At 65.7% G+C, this 23897-nt stretch carries 18 protein-coding genes; 9 read left to right on the top strand and 9 right to left on the bottom strand.

Annotation, left to right across the window (positions count from 1 at the left end):
- Nucleotides 1–67 precede the first annotated feature (67 nt).
- The 4 genes from AB1K63_RS01990 to AB1K63_RS01975 all read left to right on the top strand — a co-directional run bounded on the left by AB1K63_RS01990 (nucleotide 68) and on the right by AB1K63_RS01975 (nucleotide 5209).
- The gene (locus AB1K63_RS01990) at nucleotides 68–1288 is read left to right on the top strand and encodes an NADP-dependent isocitrate dehydrogenase (RefSeq protein ID WP_366958245.1); all 1221 of its coding nucleotides are present in this window, start codon (nucleotides 68–70) and stop codon (nucleotides 1286–1288) included.
- 225 nt (nucleotides 1289–1513) lie between these two features.
- Entirely contained in the window at nucleotides 1514–3166 is a 1653-nt protein-coding gene (locus AB1K63_RS01985) for a bifunctional GNAT family N-acetyltransferase/carbon-nitrogen hydrolase family protein (RefSeq protein WP_366958244.1), read from the top strand.
- 49 nt (nucleotides 3167–3215) lie between these two features.
- Nucleotides 3216–4973 carry a cation:proton antiporter gene (locus tag AB1K63_RS01980; RefSeq protein WP_366958242.1) on the top strand — a complete coding sequence of 586 codons (1758 nt, stop codon included), beginning with the start codon at nucleotides 3216–3218 and terminating at the stop codon, nucleotides 4971–4973.
- Between the two features lie 53 nt (nucleotides 4974–5026).
- Nucleotides 5027–5209 carry a hypothetical protein gene (locus AB1K63_RS01975; RefSeq protein WP_366958241.1) on the top strand — a complete coding sequence of 61 codons (183 nt, stop codon included), beginning with the start codon at nucleotides 5027–5029 and terminating at the stop codon, nucleotides 5207–5209.
- Between the two features lie 24 nt (nucleotides 5210–5233).
- Here the strand turns inward: AB1K63_RS01975 and alaS are convergent, their stop codons facing one another.
- From alaS to smpB, 8 genes are all read right to left on the bottom strand, one after another.
- Entirely contained in the window at nucleotides 5234–7897 is a 2664-nt protein-coding gene (gene alaS, locus AB1K63_RS01970) for an alanine--tRNA ligase (RefSeq protein WP_366958239.1), read from the bottom strand.
- 49 nt (nucleotides 7898–7946) lie between these two features.
- Nucleotides 7947–8777: a class I SAM-dependent methyltransferase gene (locus AB1K63_RS01965; protein WP_366958238.1), complete on the bottom strand. Its 831-nt coding sequence runs from the start codon at nucleotides 8775–8777 to the stop codon at nucleotides 7947–7949.
- A gap of 209 nt (nucleotides 8778–8986) precedes the next feature.
- Nucleotides 8987–10045: a recombinase RecA gene (gene recA, locus AB1K63_RS01960; RefSeq protein WP_366958237.1), complete on the bottom strand. Its 1059-nt coding sequence runs from the start codon at nucleotides 10043–10045 to the stop codon at nucleotides 8987–8989.
- Nucleotides 10046–10165: 120 nt separating this feature from the next.
- Nucleotides 10166–11842, bottom strand: coding sequence for a hypothetical protein (locus tag AB1K63_RS01955; protein ID WP_366958236.1), 1677 nt, complete (start codon nucleotides 11840–11842; stop codon nucleotides 10166–10168).
- A gap of 11 nt (nucleotides 11843–11853) precedes the next feature.
- The gene (locus AB1K63_RS01950; protein WP_366958235.1) at nucleotides 11854–13341 is read right to left on the bottom strand and encodes a DUF4139 domain-containing protein; all 1488 of its coding nucleotides are present in this window, start codon (nucleotides 13339–13341) and stop codon (nucleotides 11854–11856) included.
- A 159-nt stretch (nucleotides 13342–13500) separates the two neighbouring features.
- Complete coding sequence (locus tag AB1K63_RS01945; protein ID WP_366960627.1) at nucleotides 13501–15930, bottom strand: response regulator; 2430 nt, start codon at nucleotides 15928–15930, stop codon at nucleotides 13501–13503.
- Nucleotides 15930–16520, bottom strand: coding sequence for a DUF2062 domain-containing protein (locus AB1K63_RS01940; protein ID WP_366958234.1), 591 nt, complete (start codon nucleotides 16518–16520; stop codon nucleotides 15930–15932). The genes AB1K63_RS01945 and AB1K63_RS01940 overlap by 1 nt, the downstream gene beginning before the upstream one ends.
- A 49-nt stretch (nucleotides 16521–16569) precedes the next feature.
- Nucleotides 16570–17052, bottom strand: a complete 483-nt coding sequence (smpB, locus tag AB1K63_RS01935) for an SsrA-binding protein SmpB (protein WP_366958233.1) — start codon at nucleotides 17050–17052, stop codon at nucleotides 16570–16572.
- 88 nt (nucleotides 17053–17140) lie between these two features.
- Here smpB and AB1K63_RS01930 point away from each other — a divergent pair, with 88 nt between their 5' ends.
- On the top strand, nucleotides 17141–17887 hold the full coding sequence (locus tag AB1K63_RS01930) for a hypothetical protein (protein WP_366958231.1): 747 nt from the start codon (nucleotides 17141–17143) through the stop codon (nucleotides 17885–17887).
- 114 nt (nucleotides 17888–18001) lie between these two features.
- A complete protein-coding gene (locus AB1K63_RS01925) occupies nucleotides 18002–19942 on the top strand; it encodes a S9 family peptidase (RefSeq protein WP_366958230.1) in 1941 nt (646 codons plus the stop codon).
- 3 nt (nucleotides 19943–19945) lie between these two features.
- Here AB1K63_RS01925 and dapA read toward each other — a convergent pair whose 3' ends face one another.
- Nucleotides 19946–20827 carry a 4-hydroxy-tetrahydrodipicolinate synthase gene (gene dapA / locus AB1K63_RS01920; protein ID WP_366958228.1) on the bottom strand — a complete coding sequence of 294 codons (882 nt, stop codon included), beginning with the start codon at nucleotides 20825–20827 and terminating at the stop codon, nucleotides 19946–19948.
- Between the two features lie 104 nt (nucleotides 20828–20931).
- On the opposite strand from dapA, the gene AB1K63_RS01915 reads away from it, so the two are divergent.
- The 3 genes from AB1K63_RS01915 to AB1K63_RS01905 are packed head-to-tail and all read left to right on the top strand — an operon-like array spanning nucleotide 20932 to nucleotide 23832.
- Nucleotides 20932–22878 (top strand): lytic transglycosylase domain-containing protein, encoded by a 1947-nt coding sequence (locus AB1K63_RS01915; RefSeq protein ID WP_366958227.1) that lies wholly within the window; start codon nucleotides 20932–20934, stop codon nucleotides 22876–22878.
- Nucleotides 22875–23354: a GreA/GreB family elongation factor gene (locus AB1K63_RS01910; RefSeq protein ID WP_366960626.1), complete on the top strand. Its 480-nt coding sequence runs from the start codon at nucleotides 22875–22877 to the stop codon at nucleotides 23352–23354. The genes AB1K63_RS01915 and AB1K63_RS01910 overlap by 4 nt, the downstream gene beginning before the upstream one ends.
- Nucleotides 23347–23832, top strand: a complete 486-nt coding sequence (locus tag AB1K63_RS01905; RefSeq protein WP_366958226.1) for an invasion associated locus B family protein — start codon at nucleotides 23347–23349, stop codon at nucleotides 23830–23832. The genes AB1K63_RS01910 and AB1K63_RS01905 overlap by 8 nt, the downstream gene beginning before the upstream one ends.
- Nucleotides 23833–23897 lie beyond the last annotated feature (65 nt).

Raw genomic sequence — 23897 nt, 5'->3', positions numbered from 1 at the left:
TGCGTGTCGCGGTCCCTCTGCTAAGGCCCGCCCCAACAATTCCCAGAACGCAAGGCGACAGGCACTCATGCAGAAAATCCAGGTCAAGAACCCGATCGTCGAACTCGACGGCGACGAAATGACGAAAATCATCTGGCAGTGGATCCGCGAAAGGCTGATCCTGCCTTACCTCGATGTCGACCTCAAATATTACGACCTCTCGATCGAGAAGCGCGACGAGACCGAAGACCAGATCACGGTCGACGCGGCGAACGCGATCAAAGAATACGGCGTCGGCGTCAAATGCGCGACCATCACGCCGGACGAAGCGCGCGTCGAGGAATTCGGCCTGAAGAAGATGTGGGTCAGCCCGAACGGCACGATCCGCAATATCCTCGGCGGCGTCGTCTTCCGCGAGCCGATCGTCATCGACAACGTCCCGCGTCTCGTGCCGGGCTGGACCGATCCGATCGTCGTGGGCCGCCACGCTTTCGGCGACCAGTATCGCGCAAAGGACACGCTGATCCCCGGCGCCGGCAAGCTGCGCCTCGTGTTCGAAGGCGAGGATGGCGAGAAGATCGATCTCGATGTCTACGAGTTCCAGTCCTCGGGCGTCGCGATGGCGATGTACAACCTCGACGAATCGATCCGCGACTTCGCACGCGCCAGCATGAATTACGGTCTCGACCGGGGCTGGCCGGTGTATCTCTCGACCAAGAACACGATCCTCAAGAAGTATGACGGCCGTTTCAAGGACCTTTTCCAGGAAGTGTTCGACGCCGAATTTGCCGACAAGTTCAAGGCAGCCGGCATCACTTATGAGCATCGCCTGATCGACGACATGGTCGCCGCGGCGCTCAAGTGGAACGGCAAGTTCGTCTGGGCCTGCAAGAACTACGACGGCGACGTCCAGTCCGATACCGTGGCGCAGGGCTTCGGCTCGCTCGGCCTCATGACCTCCGTGCTGATGACGCCCGACGGCAAGACCGTCGAAGCGGAAGCGGCCCACGGAACGGTCACGCGCCACTATCGCCAGCACCAGGAAGGCAAGGCGACCAGCACGAACCCGATCGCCAGCATCTTCGCCTGGACCCGCGGCCTCATGTATCGCGGCAAGTTCGACGACACGCCCGATGTCGTGCGGTTTGCGGAAACGCTTGAGCAGGTCTGCATTCAGACGGTCGAGAACGGCCAGATGACGAAGGACCTCGCCCTGCTCATCGGCCCGCAGCAGAATTGGCTGACGACCGAGCAGTTCTTCGAGGCGATTCGATCCAATCTCGAGAAAGAAATGGCCAATTGGGCCTGACAGGCAGGATTGCCGGCGGGCGCTGAGGCAAATGTCTCGGCCCCGCCTTTCTCCTGATTGCCTCACCGCTCCTGTCGCCGCGGCCGCTGGCCCTTCCCTGCGAGGCGGACACGCCAATCGGATCGAACCACTCCGAGCGGCAGGTGACAGCGACCTGCTGACGACGCGGCATCGCGGCGATACCATTCCTTCGACCGACAACCCCTTCAAGGATTGACCCCGAGCATGGCGAAACGTCCGTCGCAGCGCGAAAAAGACGAAACCATCGGCCAGGCCCGGCTCGTGGTACGCCAGGCGATGATCAAGGATGTGCGCGGCATCGCGGCGCTGATCCGCCGTGCCTATGACGACCTTCCCGCCTACACGCAGGGCGAGATCCGCGGCCAAATCAACAATTTCCCGGAAGGATGCTTCGTCGCCCTGCTGGATGACGAAGTCGTCGGATATTGCGCATCGATGCAGTTGCCTGAGCCGGTTGTCTTCGCCCCGCACGACTGGGACGAAATCAGCGGCAACGGGTATGGCAGCCGCCACGATCCGACGGGAGACTGGCTCTACGGTTACGAGATGTGCGTCGATCCGGCAGTGCGCGGCGTGCGCATCGGCCGCCGTCTCTACGAGGAGCGGCGCGCGCTGGCCGAAGAACGCGACCTGACCGGTATCGTCTTCGGCGGGCGCATGCCCGGTTATGCGAAGGCCCGGCGGCGCAAGAACGACCGGGTGCAGGACCCGGAGGAATATCTCGAACGCGTGCTGGCAGGGAAGCTGCACGACCCGGTGCTTCGCTTCCAGCTGGCCAACGGCTTCGAACCGCAAGGCGTGATGCGCAAGTACCTGCCCGAGGACAAGGCGTCGCGCGGGCACGCGGTCAAGATGGTCTGGCGCAACCCCTATGTGGAACGCGACCAGCCGGTGAAGAAGCGCCTGCCGCGCGGTGTCGAGTCGGTACGCGTGGCGACCTGCCAGCTGCAGGCGAGAGCGGTCGCCGACTATGACGAGTTCATGCGCGCCATCGGATATTTCATCGATGTCGCAGCGGATTACGAGGCCGACTTCATAGTCTTTCCCGAACTCTTCACGCTCATGCTGCTGAGTTTCGAGGAGAAGGAACTGTCGCCGCTCGAAGCCATCGAACGGCTTTCCGAATACACGCCGCGCCTGAAGGAAGACATCGCCGAGATGGCGATGCGCTTCAACATCAACATCATCGCCGGATCGCACCCCACCCGCATGGACGACGGGGACATTCACAACGTCGCCTATGTGTGCTTGCGCGACGGATCGGTCCACGAGCAGGAAAAGATCCACCCGACGCCCAACGAACGGTACTGGTGGAACATCCGCGGGGGCGACACGATCGACGTTATCCAGACGGATTGCGGCCCGATCGGCGTCCAGATCTGCTACGACAGCGAATTCCCGGAACTGAGCCGTCGCCTGGCAGACGAAGGCGCCCGGATCATCTTCGTGCCGTTCTGCACCGATAGCCGGCAGGGTTACCTGCGCGTCCGCTATTGCGCGCAGGCGCGTGCGATCGAGAACCAGTGCTTCGTGGTCCTGAGCGGCAATGTCGGCAACCTGCCCAATGTCGCCAACATGGACATCCAGTATGCGCAGAGCTGCATCCTGACGCCGTGCGACTTCCCCTTCGCGCGCGACGGCATCGCCGCCGAAGCGAGCGAGAACGTGGAAACGCTCACCATCAGCGACATCAACCTGGCCGACCTGAGCTGGGCTCGCGCGGAGGGCACCGTCCGCAATCTCGCGGATCGGCGGTTCGACCTTTATCGCATCGAGTGGGACGAAGCCGGCGAGCATCCGGGCAAGACGAGGCCGCGCGCCGAACCGCTCGGCCCGCCGGGCGTCGGCGGCGGATAGGCACACGCCCGCGCGTGACAGGGTGAGCCGCACGCGGTAGGCGAACCCGATGGCTGCCGAACTCGACCTGTCCCAGATGAGCGACGCCCTGGTTATCCTGGGCGCGGCAGGTCTGGTGATTCCGGTATTCACCCGGTTCCGGATCACTCCGGTCATCGGGTTCATCCTGATCGGCATAGCGGTGGGCCCGTATGGCCTCGGCAAGTTCGTCTACGAATACCCTTGGCTCACCCACGTCACGATAACGGACCCCGAGGCGCTCGAGCCCTTTGCCGAATTCGGCATAATCCTGCTTCTGTTCACCATCGGGCTCGAACTCAGCTTCAAGCGATTGTGGCAATTGCGCCGCCTCGTATTCGGCCTCGGCTCGCTCGAGGTTCTCATCGGTGCGAGCCTGATTGCGATCGTCCTCGGGATGATGGGGCAATACTGGACCGGCGCGCTCGGCCTGGGTCTCGCCCTTGCCCTGTCCTCCACGGCGATCGTGCTGCCGATATCCGGGACGAATTCCCCCGTCGGCCGCGCGGCGCTCTCCATGCTGCTGTTCGAGGACATCATGATCGTCCCGATCATCTTCCTCCTGGGCGCGATGGCCCCCGTCGCGCAGTCGGAAGGCTGGGCCGGTCTCGTCGATACCCTGTGGCAAGGCGCACTCGTCGTCATCGCCCTCCTGGTGGTGGGTCGCTTCGCCCTGCCCCGCCTATTCGCGCAGGCCGCCAGGACCAAGAGCCCCGAGCTGTTTCTCGCCGCGTCACTTCTGGTCGTCATCGTATCGAGCCTCGCGACGGCGGCGGTCGGCCTTTCGCCGATCTTCGGCGCGATCATCGCCGGGCTTCTGATCGCCGAGACCGAATTCCACGGCGAAGTCGAAGCCATCATGGAGCCCTTCAAGGGGCTGGCGCTCGGTATCTTCCTGATCACTGTCGGCATGAGCATCGATCTGGCCACGATCGCCGCGAACCCGATCCCGATCCTTCTGGCTGTGGTCCTCGTCATCGTTTTCAAGGCGCTGCTGACCGGCATCCTGCTGCGCGCCATGGGCGCGCGGCGCAGCACGGCCGCAGAAACCGGCATCCTCATGGCCAGCCCGTCGGAAACGACGTTGATCGTGCTGAGCGCGGCGAGCGCCGCTCTCCTGATCCAGCCCGGCACGGCACAGTTCTGGCAGATCGTGACGGCAATCGGCCTGACGATCACCCCGCTGCTGGCGCGGCTGGGCCGCATCGTTGCCCGGAAAGTTGAACCCGCGCCCGAGCTGGACGCGCGCGAGGTGGACGAGGCACCGGTCATCATCGTGGGCGCCGGACGCGTCGGGTTGCTTGTCGCGCAAATGCTGGATGCGCATGAGAAGCCGTATCTCGCAATCGACGCCGATCCGGATCTCGTGGAGCGGGCGAAGCGGCGCGGGTTCCGGGCACGTTTCGGCGACGCATCGCGATCCGATTCGATGGACAAGCTCGGTATCGATCGGGCACCGGCCGTCGTCCTCACCATGGACGCGCCCACCCTCGCCGAAAGGCTGACGCGCAAGCTGAGAAAGGCGAACCCTGACCTGCTCATCGTCGCGCGTGCGCGCGACACGCAGCACGCCGCGGAACTGTACAAGGCCGGCGCCAGCCATGCCGTGCCCGAGACGCTGGAAAGCTCACTCCAGCTTTCGGAAGCGGTGCTGGTGGATATCGGCGTTCCGATGGGACCGGTCATCGCTTCCATCCACGAGAAACGCGACGAATACCGCGCGCAGATCGAGGAAAAGGGTGCGCTCGACTACAAGCCCAAACTGCGAACCTCGACGATTAACGGCTGATATTCTCGGACCTCTCCCCGCTCCCGGACGTTGGGGAGGAAAGGAGAGAAACCATGACCGACCCCACCGAGCCGATCCCCAACGACGAAAAGTTCAAGCCGCAGAATGTGCAGGGCGATGGCAAGCAAAATCCGTCCGCACGCCGCGATGCGAACCGTCCTGCCGACCAGGGTGGCAAGGATCTGCCGCAAGGCAGCAGCGGCGACACGAGGCGCGGTACCAAGGGCGCAAGGTAGTCTGTACCCGGTCGGGCCGAGAACTCAGGCCGCTTCGGTTTCTCGCAGCGCCGATCTGACGGCGTCGAGTGCAGCGGCGGCCTGTGTTGCGTCCGGGCCCCCGCCCTGCGCCATGTCCGGGCGGCCGCCACCGCCCTTGCCGCCGAGGGCTTCCACGCCGGCGCGTACAAGGTCGACGGCATTGAAGCGCTCGATCAGGTCCTCGGTGACCGCTGCGGCGAAGGCTGCTTTGCCGTCATTGACGGCACAAATCGCGGCAACTCCGGAACCGAGCCGCTGCTTTGCCTCGTCGAGCAGGGGGCGCAGCTCTTTCGGATCGAGGCCTTCGATCACCTGGCCGGAGAACGCCACTCCGCCGATGTTTTCCTGGGCGGGGCCACTCGCGCATCCACCGCCACTGAGCGCCAACTGCTTGCGTGCCTCGGCGAGTTCCTTTTCCAGCGACCGTCGTTCGTCGACCAGTGCCGCAATGCGCGTGGCGACGTCGTCGGGTGCGGTTTTCAGGGTGGCAGCCGCCGACTTGAGCGCTTCCTCGCGATCGACCAGCCATTGGCGGGCGGCCTCTCCGGTCAGCGCCTCGATACGGCGCACACCTGACGAAACGGCGCTTTCCGACACGATGCGGAAAAGCGCGATGTCGCCCGTCGCCAAAACATGCGTACCGCCGCACAATTCGACTGAGTAATGACGGCCGGCGTCCCCGGGGCGCCCCATGGTCAGCACACGGACCTCGTCACCGTATTTTTCGCCGAACAGCGCCAGCGCGCCGGCGGCAACAGCATCGTCCGGGCTCATCAGCCGCGTTCCGACCGGCTCGTTGGCGCGGATTTCGGCGTTTACTTCCGCTTCAATCGCGGCGATCTCCTCGGCGGTGAGCGGCTTGGGATGCGAGAAATCGAAACGCAGCCGCTCTTCCGCCACCAGCGAGCCCTTCTGCGTGACGTGGTCACCCAGCGTGTTGCGCAACGCCGCGTGGACCAGGTGCGTGGCCGAATGGTTCGCCCGGATCCGGTCGCGTCGTTCGGCATCCACGTCCAGCCTGACGATATCCCCGACCTTGATCGAACCGGCTTCGACCGTGGCGCGGTGCGCGTGCAGCCGTCCCAGCGGTTTGTCCGTATCCGTTACGGTCATGCGCAGCCCGTCGGGCGTGCCGATCGTCCCTGAATCGCCGGATTGGCCGCCGCTTTCACCGTAGAACGGTGTCTGGTTGACCACGACCTGGACGCTCTCGCCCTCTCCGGCCGCGTCCACTTCCGCGCCATCCCGGACAAGCGCCACGACGCGGCCCTCGCCGACAGTGGCGCTGTAGCCGGTGAATTCGGTGGAGCCTTCGCGCTCGGCAATGTCGAACCACACGGTGTCGCTCGCCGCGTCGCCCGAACCCTTCCAGGCGGCGCGCGCCGCTTCCTTCTGGCGCGCCATGGCCGCGTCGAACCCTTCGCGGTCCACGCCGATGCCGCGGGCGCGGAGCGCGTCTTCGGTCAGGTCATACGGGAAGCCGTAGGTATCATAGAGCTTGAAGGCGACTTCGCCGTTGAGGCTCTCGCCCTCGCCCAGATTGCCGGTCGCATCGTCCAGCAGGCCGAGACCCTTTTCCAGGGTCCTGCGGAACTGCGTTTCCTCGCGCTCGAGCACTTCCTCGATCAGGGCCTGGCCACGCTGCAGTTCCGGGAATGCCTGGCCCATCTCGGTCACAAGTTGCGGAACCAGACGGTGCATCAGCGGCACCTTCGCGCCCAGCAGGTGCGCGTGCCGCATGGCGCGCCGCATGATGCGCCGCAAGACATATCCGCGCCCTTCGTTGGACGGGAGAACCCCGTCCGCCAGCAGGAACGAGGTCGAGCGAAGGTGGTCGGCAATGATCCGGTGGGATGCCCGCTCCGCACCTTCGGCGGGGACGCCGGTCTGACTCTCGGATGCGGCGATCAGCGCCTTGAAAGTATCGATATCGTAATTGTCATGGACGCCCTGCATGACGGCCGCGATCCGCTCCAGTCCCATGCCGGTATCGATCGAGGGTTTCGGCAGGGACGTCCGCTCGCCGTCTGCAGACTGTTCGAACTGCATGAAGACGAGATTCCAGATCTCGATGAAGCGATCGCCGTCCTCGTCAGGCGAACCCGGAGGGCCGCCGGGAATGTGATCGCCGTGATCGTAGAAGACCTCGCTGCACGGGCCGCACGGGCCGGTATCGCCCATCGACCAGAAATTGTCGCTGGTCGCGATGCGGATGATGCGATCTTCCGGCAAGCCGCTGATCTTGCGCCAGAGGTCGAATGCCTCGTCATCGGTGTGATAGACGGTTGCCATCAACCGGCCGGGGTCGAGGCCCCATTCCCTTGTCAGCAGGGTCCAGGCATGCAGGATCGCCTGTTCCTTGAAATAATCCCCGAAGCTGAAATTGCCGAGCATTTCGAAGAACGTGTGGTGCCGTGCGGTGTAGCCCACATTGTCCAGATCGTTGTGCTTGCCGCCGGCGCGCACGCATTTCTGGCTGCTGGTCGCACGCGGCGCCGGTGCCGTTTCGAGGCCGGTGAACACGTTCTTGAACGGCACCATGCCGGCATTGACGAACATGAGCGTGGGATCGTTGTGGGGAACCAGCGGTGCGCTGGGTACCTCCGCATGATCGTGGGCCCCGAAATAGTCGAGGAAGGAGCGCCGGATATCGTTGGTCGATTGCATGGACAGCGAATTAGGGCCTGCGCGCGGATGCGGCAAGACGCATGGGCAATCAGCGACGTCCCCCGGGCCGCGCGGTCACGATCCACGCGGCAGCAGGGAATGCCACGACGCCCTCCACAGCGAAGCTGGCCAGCAGGGACCGGAGCCGGATCATGAGCTGATCGCGTTCTGCTTCCCCGAGATCGCGAATCGCCGACGCGGCCGGACCGATCCGCGTGACGAAGCCCAGAGCATCCGCAACCGGATTGTCTCCGGCACCGGCCACGTAGGCGTAATCGATCTCGGTCATGCCGATGTCGATCCATCCGGCCGCGCGCAGGATACCCGTGACGTGGGCGGGATCGGCAAAGGCGAAGGGACCCGGCGCTTCCGGATCGGGCGCGGTATCGGCCGAACCGAGAAGCCGCGAAATCTCGCTCGCCCAAGGGTTGAGCCCGCGCGCACGGAAGCAGGAAAATACGAGGCGGGCGTCCGGATGGGCACCACGCGCCAGCTGCCCGAAGGCCGCGTATGGATCGTCGAAGAACATGACGCCGTGGCGCGAGACCAGCAGGTCGGCCGGGTCGGATGCGGCCTCCCAGCGCGCTGCGTCCCCCGATACGAATTCCAGATTGCCGAGCGATGCGCCGCGATCGCGCGCCATTTCGATGAGCTTTTCGCTTACATCGATGCCGACCACGTTCGCGCGCGGATTGGCGCGGGCAAGAGCGAGGGACACCTCGCCTGCGCCGCATCCGATATCAAGCGCCTGCCGGAAAGGTCTCGCATTCGCGACCTCCAGCAAGCGGTCCGTCAGTCCGCCGAAAGACCGGTCGGTCCTGCGCCATTCATCCGCCCAGCTTTCGCCGACACGGCCCTGCCATTCGTTTCGTCCCGTCATTGCACCCCCCTGCGCCGATGGAGGACGCGCTATGGCCAAGGATGATGCGTTTGACCATTGATATCCGAACCGCTCCGGCGCGGGCGCCTCTCGCGGAAACGAAAAACCGGCGCGCCGCGGTCGAGTGCGGCACGCCGGTTTTCCGTGTTCCGGGCCGCATCCCGAAATCGGGACGGAGGTCGGATACGGCCCGCTCGAGGTAATGGATGTCAGTCTTCCGCGTCCGGACCCGTCATCATTTCCTCCGCGACTTCGTCGGTCCGGCCGCGGATGGCGGCTTCCAGCTTGTCGCACATTTCTGGATTTTCCTTCAGCCAGACCTTCGCGTTCTCGCGGCCCTGGCCGATGCGGATGCTGTCGTAGGAGAACCAGGAACCGGATTTCTCGACGATCCCGGCCTTCACGCCGAGGTCGAGGATCTCGCCGATCTTGCTGATGCCTTCGCCGTACATGATGTCGAATTCGACCTGCTTGAACGGGGGCGCCACCTTGTTCTTGACCACCTTGACGCGGGTCGAGTTGCCGATGATTTCGTCACGATCCTTGATCTGGCCGGTGCGGCGAATGTCGAGGCGTACTGAAGCGTAGAATTTCAGCGCGTTGCCGCCGGTCGTCGTCTCCGGGTTACCGTACATCACGCCGATCTTCATGCGCAGCTGATTGATGAAGATGACCATGCACTTCGAGCGGTTGATGGAGCCGGTCAGCTTGCGCAGGCTCTGGCTCATCAGGCGGGCCTGCAGGCCGACATGGCTGTCGCCCATCTCGCCCTCGATCTCGGCGCGCGGCACCAGTGCGGCGACCGAGTCGACCACCAGGATGTCGATCGCATTGGACCGAACCAGCGTGTCGGTGATTTCCAGCGCCTGCTCACCGGTGTCGGGCTGGGACACGATAAGCTCGTCGATATCGACGCCCAGCGCCTTGGCGTAAACCGGATCGAGCGCGTGCTCGGCATCGACGAACGCTGCGGTTCCGCCAGCCTTCTGCGCTTCGGCGATGGCGTGCAGCGCCAGGGTCGTTTTCCCCGAGCTTTCCGGCCCGTACACCTCGATCACGCGACCCTTGGGCAGCCCGCCCACGCCGAGCGCAATATCGAGACCGAGCGATCCGGTGGAGATCGCCTCCACATTCATCGCTTCCTTCTGGCCCAGCTTCATCGCCGAACCCTTGCCGAATGCGCGGTCAATCTGCGCGAGTGCGGCGTCGAGCGCCTTTTGACGGTCCACGTTGGATTCCTTGTCTACCAGCTTCAGTTGTGCCGCCATGTCACACGCCTCCTCATTGTGCCAAGGGGCGATGCCCCGATCATCAACTGTGGCGTATGTATCCGCTTTGTTCTTTCGGAACAAGAGGGGAACGAAAATTAGTTTCCGGGCAAGCGGGCGTCAGCTGTCCTCGGTGTCCGAATCGCGCGCGCGAAAATCGAAATCCCGCGTCTCCCCCGCCCCGACCTCGACCTCGATCACGTATTCGCCGTCCTTCAGGCGCGGCTTGCGTCGGCCGGTCCGGTATTCGTAGTCGCCGGCCCAGCCCAGCCGCAGCCTGACCGTCGCGGGACGGCTGCCGACGTTCACGAGGCGGGCCCGCGCGCCGGCCCATTCGCCTTCTTCCAGCCGGTCGCCTTCCGCTTCGGACACCAGTCCGCACACCCCGCGCACGCTCCAGCTCTCGGAGGCGAGTTCCAGTTCCACGTCCTGTGTCACGGCATAATCGCGGAAACGCTCCTCGGCTATCAGCAGGGGACCGCGCGAGCTCGGCTCGAATACCGTCACCCCGCCCTGTGGCAGAGCTACGCCGAGGCCGTGATCCTCATCATTGACCGTCTCCAGCAACAGGCGGGTGGACTCGAGCTCCGGCCCGTCGTCGTCCTCGTCCCAGTCGTCCGTGTTCGTGACCACCCAGCCGCCCAGATCGCAGCCCAGTTCGTAGACGAACTCGCCTTCGATCCGCTGGCGGTTGAGAAAGGCGATCTGCTTCTGGCCCTGCGCGCTGACCGTCACCCGCTCGGGGATGCGATACAATTTGAGATCGCCGAGCTGTTCCTCGCTCGCGACCATGGCCAGTTCCTCGCGCAAGACGCGCGAACCGGTGACGACGATCGATTGCTCCATGTCCGAGTAATCGGCCATCGGCGCCGCCATGGCCATCGGAGGAGGAGGCGGCGGTGGCGGGACGAGCTGGCTCACCGGCGTGCCCAGTGCCGTACTGCCCAGCGGATAGCACAGCAGGCGGAGCGGCGGCGCCTCGGGCGGATCGGCCAGTCCTTCGAAATCGCTCTCGACGTTGAGCGTGCCGGCCACCGCCATGAGGTTCGCATCCTCGAAGCTCTGGCCGTTGTCGTTGAGGATGGTCAGCCAGCTCAGGAGGTCGAAATAGGTCTTGCCGTTCGCCCCGCTGTCGCCGAGCCGCGCGACATAGTGCGCGTCCCAGTCGAAGCCCCAGGCGAGGTAGGTCAGCACGATGGTATAGGTGCCACCGGCCGGATCGCGGGTGTCGATCGAAAAGACCGGGCGTGCGGAGAGCCCTGCCGGGACCCGGTCGAACGTGAGCTTTTCCGGCAGTCCGGAACAGCTCACCGCTTCGAAACCCGCGTCCGTCTGGAGCACCAGTCCGCCGTCCGCCCGCGTGCGCACGATCGCACGCTCTGTCTCCTGCTCTCCCGTGCCGGGGTTGGTCCGCGTGATGCGCACGCGGTTGCCCAGCGTCCCGTTGACCAGCGCGCCGGGGCTCAGCAGTTCCGCGTTGCGGTTCTTCTCGATCGTGCCGCCGGGAAGCCCGGTGACGATGGCGGTCACCGCGACCATGCCTTCCGCCACTCCTTCGAAGCGGATCGTCGATTCCCCGGGCGGCAGGGTGACGGTCCGCGTCTCGCTGATCATCGCGAACCCTTCGGGCCAGTCGCGATTCATCTCGTCGAACTCGCCACGCTGCGGATCGCGATAGACGGTGACCGAAAGATCGTCCGGTGCCGAAGCGTCGACCGCCGCCCGCGATTGCGCGGCCGCCGGTGCGGCAAGGCACGCCGCGATGGGGAGCACGAGGGAGGCTGACAGCCAGCGCATGCCGCGCGGCCTCAGTACTTGGTTTCGAAGATGACGCGGAATTCCCGGCGCCCGTTGGCGGGAACCGGAACAGTCCATTTGCGCTCGTCGGTGTTGATCTGCGTCCCGGTCAGGTCCTCGGCCACCACGCGGTAGTCGCGCGTCCACCATCCCTGGTCCAGTCCGGCCTGCAGCAGTTCCACCTCGACAGGCGTCGATTTGGCATTGGTGAAGGTGTAGCGCATCGTCGTGCGCCAGTAGGTGACGGCGCGCTCGTTCTCGATCGTCGCGACCACCTGTCCGTCCTGGATGATGCGCGAGCGCGAGGACCGTTCGTATTCGTCCGCGGTGATGCGTTCGCGCTTCTCGACCTCGGCCTGGACGAGTACGTCGAAGGCGTCACCCGTGCGCAGCGACATTTCGCTGCCCATGGGCGTGTGGCCAATCGAATTCTCGCCGATGAATTGCGGGTTCCCCTCGCGGTCCCGCTGGTAGAAGCGCACCGTTCCCGCAGGCAGCGCATCGCCCAGCCCGCCATCGCGCGAGGACGAGAAGGCGATCTCGCTCGATACGTTGACCGGCTGGCTGTCGTTCGCCAGCCAGTTCACCGTCCGGCTGTACACCTTGTTCGCGGCTACGCCCTGCACGTCGAGGAAACTGACCTGCTTGGTCTGCTGGTTGGCGATCGTCGTGCGCCCGTCGATCGGGTAGAGATAGTATTCGCCCACCTGCTCGCGATCGGCGCTTTCGGTGCCCACGCGGCTGATGCTGCGCGTGTTGTTGCGTCCCGAATAATTCGGGTTGCCGGCGACCAGCAGCGTGTCCGCATCGAAGAATGTGGTGCCGGTGCGGTTGGTCAGGGTGACCCAGCCCTGCATGTCGATGCTGCCGACCTGCTCGTCGTAGAGCGCGACGTAGTCCGCGCTCCAGCCGAGGCCCGGCGTGAGGTAGCGGATGGAGGCCGGCCGCGTTCCCGACCGGTCGCTTTCCACATTTACCGAGAGAGTCGGGCGCGCGCGCAGGTTCGGCGGAACGCGGTCGAAGACCACTCGGACCGGCAGGCCGTCGTCGCGCAGCACCTCGATCCGGTCGCCGATGCGCACGACCACGCCGCCGGCAGTGCTCAGCACCTCGGCGCGCTCGCGCGTTTCGGCCCCGGTCGCAGGATTGGTGCGGATCAGGGTGATCGTCTGACCGATCGCCTTTTCCATCATCTTCTGCGGGGTCAGCAGGTCGAAGTCGAAATTCTGTTCGACGATGGCCGTGCCGGGGGCTGCAAAGCTGAGCGTTTCCGGGCGGATCTGCGCCGACACGTCGGGAAACACGATGCGGCTGCGCCCACGCGCGATGTCCAGCTGCCGCACGTCCTGCACCAGCGCCTGCCCGTTCTGGTAGATTGTGACGGCGACATCGCCTTGCGCACTTTCGGCCGCGGTATCGGGCGCGACCTCCTGTGCCAGAGCCCCGGTGGAAAGAACTGCTCCGACCGCACCGAACAGGACCATTGCCGTGTTGCGCATTCGCCTTCCCCTCAATGTTGGCGAATTGCCGAAACCGGGCGAATCCGCGTGTTCCCCGTGCCGCCGCGGCGGCCCTGCGGCACTTTTGCACCCGCCCTGCCTTATCACAAGCTTAACATGCGAACCGGGCCGGGCGATTTCGTGTACGGCGGGAAAGGCCTATCGGCTCGTCGAAAGGACCTGCGATACCTTGTCGCTGATCTGCTGCACGTTGAACGGCTTGGGCATGAAGTGCATCGCGTCGATGTCGATCTCGTTTCGAAGCTGCTCCTCGGCGTAGCCGGACATGAACAGCACCGGCAGGTCCGGCCGCAGTTTGCGCAGCGCCTTCGCCATTGCAGGGCCGTCCATCACCGGCATCACCACGTCGGACAGGACGAGGTCGAACTCGTCCCCGCGCGCGATGGCGGCAAGGCCTTCTTCCCCGTCCTTCGCAGTGGTCACGGTATGGCCGGCGCGCGTCAGCGCGCGTTCCGCCACCGCGCGGACCATGTCCTCGTCTTCCACCAGCAGGATGCGCCCACCGCCCGACCAATCGCTCGCTGCGGGCTCCTTCTGCGCCGACGGCTTGCTCTCGGCCTCCACGACAGGTCCGGAATAGACGGGCAGGTAGACGGTGAACCGCGCGCCTTCCGGCCGCCCGCCCGATCCCGCGACGTTCTCCGCGAAGATGAAGCCGCCCGATTGCTTGACGATACCGTACACGGTCGAAAGGCCGAGCCCGGTACCCTTCCCCTGCTCCTTCGTGGTGAAGAACGGGTCGAACACCTTGCCCAGCAGTTCCGGCGGGATGCCGCCGCCCGTGTCCTGCATGACCAGCACGGTGTAATCGGCGATCGGCAGGATGTCCGATCCGCTGGCGCGCACGTCCCGCGCGGTCACGCGCCGCGTCGCGAGCGACAGCTTGCCCTTGCCGTTGCCGCGAGAATGGATGGCGTCGCGCGCATTGACCGCGAGGTTCACGATCACCTGCTCCAGTTGCTGCGGATCGGCGCGGACCGGGCCCAGTTCGCGGTCGTGCCGGACCTTGAATTCGACCTTTTCGCCCAACAGCTTCTTTAGCAATTGCGCCACTTCGCTCACGACATCGGGCAACTGCAGGACCTGCGGCCGCAGCGTCTGCTGGCGGCTGAAGGCGAGCAGTTGCCGGGTCAGAGCGGCGGCGCGGTTGGAATTCGCGCGGATCTGCTGGATGTCGTCATAGTCGCTGTCGCCGGGCGTATGGCGCAGCAGCATCAGGTCGCAGTAACCGATGATTGCGGTCAGGACGTTGTTGAAATCATGCGCGACGCCGCCTGCGAGTTGGCCGACAGCCTGCATCTTCGTCGCCTGCGCCACTTGCCGCTTCAGCCGCGCTTCCTCGCTGCCGTCGCGCAGCGAAAGGAGAACCGCCGCATCGCCGAGGCCCCGCACGCCGGACAGTCCGAGCGAAACCGGGTCGTCCGGAGATTCGCGCAGGCGAATGGCCATGTCGCCGCTATTGGCCGGGCCCTTGCCGTATCGCCGTACCGCGTCCGCCAGCGGCCCCTTGTCTTCCTTCACCACCAGGTCCGACGGGTATTGCGGCATGGTCCCGTCCTCGCGCCCGATGGCGCGCAGGAAGGCCTCGTTGCCGAACAGGAACCGCCCGTCGCGGTCGGTCATCGCCAGGCCCAGCGGCAGCGCGCCGAGCAGCGCTTCCAGCTGCGGCGCGGACGCCACGCCGGCCGCTTCCATGCCGGCACCGATGGCGACGCCGCTTTCGACCACCAGGATGAGGGACGGTTGCTCGTCCACCGGCGCGCCGTCATCGCCACCGAGCGGCACCTGGATCAGCGCGCGCGCCGCGCCCTTGCGACCGTCTCGCGCGAACACGATGCGGTCCTGCTCGTCGCTGCGGAACTGGGCGGCGAAATCGAGACCGGCCATCGTGGCCGACGGATCGCCGCAGGCCTGCTCGGCAAAGCCGCTCGCCGCCGCCCGGATGATACCGTCCGGCCCGACGAGCGCGCTGTCGACGCCGGCGCGGGACAGCGCCGCGCCCCAGTCTCCGGTGACAAGGGTGGCTGCCGAATTGGCCAGGTCGTCCTCCGACCGCACTGTCAGCCGCCACACCAGGTGGTCCTGACCCCGCCCCGCCCGCCGGACCCGGGCCTGCCACAGGACGCCCTCGCCCTTCAGTTCCGCGCTGGTCGAATCTCCGTCGCGCCAGGCGAGGCGCGCCGTCTTCGCCAGTTCCTCGAGCGATTCGCGCGGCAGTGGGAGGTTGGGCGGCGCAGTCCCCACGCCGAACCAGTCGGTGTAGCGGCTGTTCGCGCACACCATCCGGTTGGCCCGGTCGGTAATCGCGATGGCATCGCCCTCGCCCTCGATCGCGGCGACGGTGACTGCCCAGTCGGGCGGCGCGATCTCGGCGCTCGCCGGCGGTGCGGAGTAGCGCGAGACGAAGAACGCCCCCGCCCCGACGGCCCCCATCCCTCCCAGCGCCACCACGACCAGCAGCACGCTGTCGGTCACGAACCAGATGGCCGCCAGACTGACGACCAGCGCCAGCGCGGCCGCCGCGAACCAGTGCCATGACAGCGCGCCTTCGGGCCGGTCGACGGCGATCACGAACCGTCTCCGTTCAATCTTTCATCCAGCCGCGCTTCCATGCGCGCCAGGCGCCTGCGTCGCTTCTGCACGACGACCTGTCTCCAGACGACGCCGGACAGGAGATATCCGACTGCGGAAGATACGATGGCCAGCACGAGGAACCCGAAGCCGGTCACGCCGGCGACCTCGAATGCATCGGTCACCCAGCCCCAGCGCCCGCTCGCCAGTTCCTCGTTCGCCACGCCGCCGGCCGCGGAATCGATGGCGAGCACGAAGCTGCCGGTCCGGTTCGCCGCCCAGAGCCAGAACGGCAGGGTGAAGGGATTGGTGACGAAGGTGGTCAGTGCCGCGAGCGGGACATTGGCGCGCGCCGGGAGGGCGAGAAAGGCGGCGAGGAATATCTGACCCAGCGGCACGATGAAGGCCGCGAACAGGCCGAGGGCCACGCCGCGCGGAACGGAGCGGCGCGTGAAGCGCCAGAGTTCGGGACTGAGGAAGCGATGCGCGATCGGCTTCAGCCAGCGGTTTTCCGCCATTTCCTCGCGCGAGGGCGTTCGCTTGCGGATCTGGTCTGCCAGGAAAGTCTTGGAACGGGAGGATTTCATCGCGCCTGCTGATACTGGATATCGCGCGGCTCCCGCGCAAGGGAAACGCCTATCCCTTTTCGCGCATTAATCGCGCCTTGTCGCGCTTCCAGTCGCGATCCTTGATATATTCCCGCTTGTCCTGCGACTGGCGCCCCTTGGCGAGCGCCAGTTCGAGCTTCGCGCGGCCTTTCGCGTTGAAATAGACGCTCAGCGGAACCAGCGTCATGCCCTTGCGCTCCACCGCGCCGGTGAGCTTCGCAATCTCGCGCTCGTGCAGCAGCAGTTTTCGCGGCCGCTTGGGCTCGTGGTTCTCGCGATTGCCGTGGCTGTATTCCGGGATATTCGAGTTGACGAGCCAGACCTGTCCGTCGCGCACTTCGGCGTAGCTTTCCGCGATGCTCGCCTCGCCCGCGCGCAACGCCTTTACCTCGGTCCCCTGCAGCGCGATTCCCGCCTCGTAGGTATCCTCCACCGCATAATCGAACCGCGCCCGCCGGTTCTCGGCGACCACTTTCTGCTTGTCGAAGGTAGCGGGCTTGGGACGGGGCATGAGGCGGCGGCATGTAGGGCCGCGAGATCGAAAAGGCAAAGGGCTGCCGATTAACCAGTGCTTGTGGGCTTCCTGCTAAAGGACCGCGATGGAAAGGATTGCTCTCGCCCTCGCGCTCGTCGGCTTTGCCGGCGTTGCGACTTATGCGGCCCAGCCGGACATTTTTGCCGGTGCGAATGTCGCCGGGGTGCCCGATCCGGTCATCGATCAATCGCCGGACGAGGTGAAGCGTCGCCTGGACGATCTTTCGCTCGAACTCTTCCTTCGCGAAACCTTCCCCCAGGTGACGCAGGAGCGGGACGGGACGATCTTCTATCGGACCTACCCGGTCGGTGAGACGCGCTACCGCGCGGAATACGGCTTTCTCGAGGACACGGTGGTCACGATCGAGGTGGCGATCGAGCCGGTCGGCCCCGAACGGACGCGGCTCGTCGTCGAGGCCGACGTTCCCGCCAACTGGCTGGCGATGCAGCCCGGCATGCAGGACGGCGACCAGGCGACACTGGCAGCGCTGGCCGACGCGATGGCGACCGAATGGATCCTCGCCAAGCTGGAGAACCGCCCGGTCGCACGGCGTTTCGAGGACCTGCCTGCAAGCTGGAAATCGCAAATCCCGTCGACCCGCGCCGAGACCGACCGGCTGCTCGATCGCACCGCCGAAGCGGTCCTCGCCCAGTATGGCGAGCAGGCGGAAGAAGACCGCCGTAGCGAGCAGACATGGAACGGCGAACACGCGCAAGCCGCGGACATGGCCGAAGACGCCGCAAGGGCAGCAGAAGAGGCCGCGACGTCAGATTTTCTCGAAACCGACGACCAGTCCGACTGGGGCGACTGAGAGACCGCCAAAGGCACCGTCGTGGCGCGATCCAGCGTCGGGGCCTTCGCTCTTGATCTGGCGACAATTCTGGGGTTTTCTTGCCGACAGGATTTGCCGGGGGGTCGGACTATCATGAGAAATCGTCTTCGCACGCTTGCCGCGTGCCTGTTGCTGAGCGCGATGACACCGGCGGCCTGGGCGGGCGAGCCGCCGTCGATCGCCGATTACGGCGAACTCCCCGATGTCGAGGACGCCGCGCTTTCGCCCAGCGGTTCGTATATCGCGATGCTGGCGACGATGGACGGGCAGCGCGTGCTGATGATCCTCGGGCGCGACATGACGGTCCATCGCAGGATGGCGGTGGGCGCGCTGAAAATCCGCAGTTTCGACTGGATCGACGATGCACGGGTCCTGCTCGTCACCAGCCAGACCCAGAGCCTCGGGTTCGGTTTCACCACCGACAAGCACGAATTCCACACGGCCACGATCGTCCCGACATCGAAGGACAGCGAACCGCACATCATCTTCTCCGACGACCGGCGCGTGCCGGATGCGATCTTCGGGCAATACGGCATCCGCAAGCGCGACGGGAAGCTCAGCGGCTATTTCGGAGCGCTGGAATTCCGTCGCAATCATCGTAACGACTACGAGTTCGATCACGGCCGGCCGCATCTCTATCGCGTCGATTTCGAAACGAACGACGCACGGCAGGTGGGCCCCGCGGGACCGGAAGGAACCGACCGCGACTGGATCGTCGGCGCGGACGGGGAAATCGCCGCCCGGTTCGAGATCAACACGCGGTCGGGCGAATGGGAAATCCGCGGCACCGGCGGCAAGGTCATCCGCACGGGCACCAGCCCGTCGGGCCGGACATCCCTGATTGGGCTAAATTACGACGGGACGAGCCTGCTCTATTCCGACCGGGACGCCGACAACGTCGCCCAGTGGTACGAGTTGCCGCTGGCGGGCGGCGCGGCAAAGCCGTTTCTGGCGGATGCCGACGTGGAACGCCTGTTCTGGGACGACGAGACGGGATATTTGCGGGGCTACCTCGACGCGGAGGAAGGCCCTGTATTCCTCGACCCCGCGCACCAGGATGCCGCGCGAAAGATCCGCAGGGCCTTTGCCAAGTACGACATGCGGATGGTCGACTGGACGGGCGATTTCGACGCGGCCATCGTGCGGACTTCGGGCAATGAGAACAGCGGCACGTGGTTCTTCGTGGACCTTGCCAGCCTCAGGGCGGAAGGCTTCGCCTGGGAACGCCCGCGGATCGCGCCCGAACAGGTCGGCCCGATCAGCACCTTTGCCTATACCGCGGCGGACGGGCTGGAGATGGACGGTATCCTGACCCTGCCGCCCGGCCGCGAGCCGAAGAACCTGCCGGTCCTGATGATGCCGCATGGCGGGCCGCATGGGGCCGACAGCGAGCAGTTCGATTGGTGGGCGCAGGCCTATGCCGCGCGCGGATACGCGGTGTTCCAGCCGAACTTCCGCGGATCCACCAACCGCACGCAGGCCTTCAAGCTGGCGGGATACGGGGAATGGGGCCGCAAGATGCAGACCGATATTTCCGACGGGCTGGCAGCCCTCGCGAAGGAAGGGATCGTCGATCCCGAGCGGGCCTGCATCGTTGGTGCAAGCTACGGCGGATATGCCGCGCTCGCCGGGGTGACCTTGCAGCAGGGCCTCTATCGCTGCGCGGTCGCCGTGGCGCCGGTCAGCGACATCAAGGCCATGTACAACGAGGACTATCGCGGCTCGGGCAGCCAGCGCATCACGAAAGCGGCCCTCCTGCAGCAGCTTGGCCCACGGGATCGGTGGGACGACGTCTCGCCGCGGCGGTTCGCCAGGCAGGCGGATGCGCCCGTGTTGCTGATCCATGGCCGCGACGACACGGTCGTGCCCTATTCCCATTCGCACAAGATGGCCAACGCGCTGAAGGACGCGGGCAAGTCCTACGAGCTGGTCACGCTCGCGGGCGAGGATCATTGGCTCTCATTGTCCGAAACCCGTCGCCAGATGCTGGAATCGGCAGTCGCCTTCGTCGAGAAGCACAACCCGCCAGACTGATCCCTACAGGATTCCGGCGTGCTCCAGCGCCTCGTCCACGGCACGGCGGCTGGCCTCGCTCGCATTGACCAGCGGCAGGCGCACGTCGCATTCCAGCCAGTCGTGAACCCGGCTGAGCGCGTATTTGACCGGTGCGGGGCTCGCGTCGGAGAACATGGCGTAGTGCAGCGGGAACAGCCGGTCGTTGAGCTCGCGCGCCTTGACCAGGTCGTTCGCCGCGATCGCGTCGTGGAATTCCGCGCACAGCTGGGGCGCGACATTCGCAGTCACCGAAATGCAGCCGGAACCCCCGGCGGCCGAATGCGGCAGCCACAGCTCGTCATTGCCCGACAGCTGGCAGAAATCGTGGTCCAGCCCCATCCGGTGGTCCGCCACGCGTGAAAGGTCCCCGCTCGCATCCTTGATCGCGACGATCCGGTCCGGATACTTCCGAACCAGCTGGACGACGGTATCGTCCTCTATGTCGGTCACGGTGCGGCTCGGTACGTTGTAAAGCACGATCGGCAAGGTGCTGTTTTCGCACAGATAGCTGAAATGGGCGACCAGCCCCGCCTGGGTCGGCCGGTTGTAATAGGGCGCGACGCACAGTCCGGCGGCTGCGCCTGCCTTCTTCGAAAACTGCATGTGCAGCAGCGCGTTCTGCGTGTCGTTGCTGCCGCATCCCGCAATCACCGGAACGCGTCCGGCGGCCTGTTCGATGCAGATCTCGATCACCCGGTGATGCTCGGCATTGGACAGCGTGGAAGCCTCCCCCGTCGTGCCGCAGGGCACCAGTCCCTTGCTGCCCGATTCGATCTGCCAGTCGACCAGCCGGCGGAATGCCGCTTCGTCGAACGATCCGTCGCGAAAAGGAGTCACCAGAGCGGGAATCGATCCGGAAAACATTGTGGGGAGCCTTTCGTATGGTCATGGGGACGCATGGGGCATTGGGGGATTTCCATCGCGATGCCGTCCGTTATTCAGCGCCTGATAAGGAGCCGCGCACCATCATGTCCAGCATGGACCGTATCACGAAACTGCCGCTTGCCCTTCTCGCCCTGACTGCCCTCACCGCCCCGACCGCCCTGTGCGCGCAGGACCCCGGCGCATGGGAGCAAGCGCGTCGCAACCTTGTCGCCTCCGCGCCTACGGGCATGGAACAGGCGGTCGAACGCTGGGAATTCCTGATCGGGCAGCGCGAACTGCCGTTCAATTCCTACGCCAGCTTCATCCTCGCCTATCCCGACTTCCCGCAGGAAGAACGCCTTCGCACCCGCGCGGAACTGGCGCTGGCGCGCGAGCAGGTCTCGGCAAGCAACATCGTCGCCTTCTTCGATGCCAAGCCGCCCCTGACGAACGAGGGCCGCGCGCAATATGCGCTCGCCCTGCAGTCGCTCGGCCGCGACGAGGCGTTCGAGATGGCGCGCGCGGCCTGGCGCGGCGGTGAAATGTCGGCCGGGACCGAAAGCTATCTCGACGCGCTGTTCGCCAACCGCTTCCAGATCGAGGACCATGACGCGCGCATGGATGCCCTGCTGTGGCAGGAAGAGGCGGCGGCGGCGCAGCGTATGGTGGCGCGCATTTCCCCATCCTTCCGCGACATGGCGATGGCCCGGCTGATGCTGGTCCAGGGCCAGCGTCCCGTGAACCCGCCGGCCGCCGCCAAGTACGATGCGAACTACACCTACAATCTCGTGCGCCACACCGCGACGGACGATATCTCCGGCAATGCCGTCGCCGTCATGGACGGCCGCCCGCAATTCGCAGGGCTGCCGTTCGATGCAGAGGATTTCATCGGCGAAACGCTGACCGTGGCGCGCGCCGCGGGTCCGAGCGCGGCTGCGCGCATCGCGGCATCGGTGGACGACATGTTCCCGACCGGGGCGGACATTTCCAAGGAATCCTATCGCCTGCGGGACGATTACACCTCGCTCATGTGGCTCGGCGGGACGGAAGCGCTCTGGAACACCGGCAACGGAACGGCGGCTGCTCCGCTGTTCTACCGCTACGGTGCGGCGGCGCAGACCCCCCAGACACGCTCGAAGGGATTCTACTGGGCCGGCCTTGCCAGCGAACGGGCGGGCAACCAGGGCGAGGCGCAGCGCTATTACGGGCTTGCAGCCCAATATCCCGATCGCTTCTACGGGCAGCTCGCCCTCGCCAAGCTGATGCGCCCGGTGCCCCCGCTCGGCGGTAAGAACGCGCAGGAACCTTCCGCGCAGGAACGGGCCGCATTCGCGACCGCGCCGCTCACCCTGGCGGTAAAGGAGGTGGCGAAGGGCAAGCCCTGGCGCACGGGGATCCAGTTCTACCAGGCCATTGCCGACCAGGCCGACACCGAGGCCGAACACATGCTGGTAACCGAACTGGCGCGTGAGATCGGCCGGCGGGACCTGGCGGTCAATGTCGCTGAAGCGGCCGGCGCGGACGGGCACGACCAGTTCGTGGCGCAGGGCTTCCCCCTGCTGATGCTGCCGCCCGGGGCCGACTTCACGATGGTCCATGCGATCGCCCGGCAGGAAAGCCAGTTCGCCGACAATGCGATCAGCCATGCCGGCGCGCGCGGTCTGATGCAGCTGATGCCGGCAACCGCCAACGAACAGGCGGGCAAGCTCGGCCTCAGCTATTCGCGCGACGACCTGATCGCGTCCCCCACCTACAATATCCAGCTCGGCAACGGCTATTTCTTCCGGATGCTGAGCTATTACGACAACAGCTACCCACTCGCCATCGCGGCCTACAATGCCGGGCCCGGCAATGTGAACCGCTGGCTGCGCGCCAATGGCGACCCGCGCCGCGGCGGGATCGACTGGGTGACCTGGATCGAGCGGATCCCGATCTTCGAAACCAAGAATTACGTCCAGCGCGTGATCGAGAACGCGGCGGTGTACGAGCAGCTCTACCCCGACCGGATCGGCCGCGTCGCGCCGCGCACGGCCGTGGATTTCCTGCGCTGACCGAGCGGACGAACCCGATCACCCCGGCAGGATATGCCGCGCTCAAGGCGCGCTACGATCATCTGCTGGGCAAGGAACGGCCCGAAATCGTCGAGATAGTCAGCTGGGCGGCGGGCAATGGCGACCGGTCGGAGAACGGCGACTACCTCTACGGCCGCAAGCGCATGCGCGAGATCGATCGCGAACTGGCGCACCTGGTGCGGCGGATGAAGCGTGCGCGCGTGATCGATCCGGCGCAGCAGCCCGATCCGACGCGTGTCTTCTTCGGCGCGACGGTTGAGCTGGCGGACGAAGAGGACGAGCGCCGCACGGTAACGCTGGTCGGCGACGACGAGCAGGACGCGGGCGCCGGCCGGATCGGCTGGTCCAGCCCGATGGCGCGGGCGCTGCGCGGCGCCGGGCTTGGCGACCTGCGTACCGTTGCGCTACCGGGCGGAAGCAGGGAATGGGAGATCATGGCGATCTGCTATGCGTAGGCTTGCGATACTCCTCGCCGTGGCGACGCTGGCGGTACCCGCTTCCGCGCGCGAGAGCCTCGGCGTCTTTTCGGACTGGGGCGCCTTTCGCGATACGGAGACGCCGCGGTGCTACGCGATCGCAAAGGCGCGACCCAGCCGTGCAGCGCGCGAACTGGAACCGTTTGCCAGCGTCGGCACTTGGCCGGAACGCAAGGTGCGCAACCAGATCCATTTCCGCCTGTCGCGCGCGATGCGCGCCGATGCCACCGTCTCCCTGCGCATCGGGGACCGGCGCTTCGAACTGACCGGCGCGCGGGGCAATGCCTGGGCGAAGAATCGCGCCATGGACGCAGCGATCGTGGCGGCCATGCGCTCGGCCGGCACCATGACCGTCAGCACCCGCGACACGCGCGGCCGCCAGTTCAGCAACACCTACGACCTCGCCGGCGCCGCCACCGCGATGGACGCCGCCACAGTTGGCTGCGCGCGGCTCTAGGTGTCTATTGACGCATAGAAAAAGGGCGGAGCCGAAGCCCCGCCCTTCCCTGTCTCGTCGCTCCG

Source organism: Qipengyuania sp. JC766 (assembly GCF_040717445.1).
Taxonomy (GTDB): Bacteria; Pseudomonadota; Alphaproteobacteria; order Sphingomonadales; family Sphingomonadaceae; genus JC766.
This window is presented reverse-complemented; position numbering and strand designations above follow the sequence as displayed.

Coding starts and splice junctions, on each gene's coding strand:
- AB1K63_RS01990 (WP_366958245.1), top strand. CDS start 68: ATGCAGAAAATCCAGGTCAAGAACCCGATCGTCGAACTCGACGGCGAC.
- AB1K63_RS01985 (WP_366958244.1), top strand. CDS start 1,514: ATGGCGAAACGTCCGTCGCAGCGCGAAAAAGACGAAACCATCGGCCAG.
- AB1K63_RS01980 (WP_366958242.1), top strand. CDS start 3,216: ATGGCTGCCGAACTCGACCTGTCCCAGATGAGCGACGCCCTGGTTATC.
- AB1K63_RS01975 (WP_366958241.1), top strand. CDS start 5,027: ATGACCGACCCCACCGAGCCGATCCCCAACGACGAAAAGTTCAAGCCG.
- alaS (WP_366958239.1), bottom strand. CDS start 7,897: ATGCAATCGACCAACGATATCCGGCGCTCCTTCCTCGACTATTTCGGG.
- AB1K63_RS01965 (WP_366958238.1), bottom strand. CDS start 8,777: ATGACGGGACGAAACGAATGGCAGGGCCGTGTCGGCGAAAGCTGGGCG.
- recA (WP_366958237.1), bottom strand. CDS start 10,045: ATGGCGGCACAACTGAAGCTGGTAGACAAGGAATCCAACGTGGACCGT.
- AB1K63_RS01955 (WP_366958236.1), bottom strand. CDS start 11,842: ATGCGCTGGCTGTCAGCCTCCCTCGTGCTCCCCATCGCGGCGTGCCTT.
- AB1K63_RS01950 (WP_366958235.1), bottom strand. CDS start 13,341: ATGCGCAACACGGCAATGGTCCTGTTCGGTGCGGTCGGAGCAGTTCTT.
- AB1K63_RS01940 (WP_366958234.1), bottom strand. CDS start 16,520: ATGAAATCCTCCCGTTCCAAGACTTTCCTGGCAGACCAGATCCGCAAG.
- smpB (WP_366958233.1), bottom strand. CDS start 17,052: ATGCCCCGTCCCAAGCCCGCTACCTTCGACAAGCAGAAAGTGGTCGCC.
- AB1K63_RS01930 (WP_366958231.1), top strand. CDS start 17,141: ATGGAAAGGATTGCTCTCGCCCTCGCGCTCGTCGGCTTTGCCGGCGTT.
- AB1K63_RS01925 (WP_366958230.1), top strand. CDS start 18,002: ATGAGAAATCGTCTTCGCACGCTTGCCGCGTGCCTGTTGCTGAGCGCG.
- dapA (WP_366958228.1), bottom strand. CDS start 20,827: ATGTTTTCCGGATCGATTCCCGCTCTGGTGACTCCTTTTCGCGACGGA.
- AB1K63_RS01915 (WP_366958227.1), top strand. CDS start 20,932: ATGTCCAGCATGGACCGTATCACGAAACTGCCGCTTGCCCTTCTCGCC.
- AB1K63_RS01905 (WP_366958226.1), top strand. CDS start 23,347: ATGCGTAGGCTTGCGATACTCCTCGCCGTGGCGACGCTGGCGGTACCC.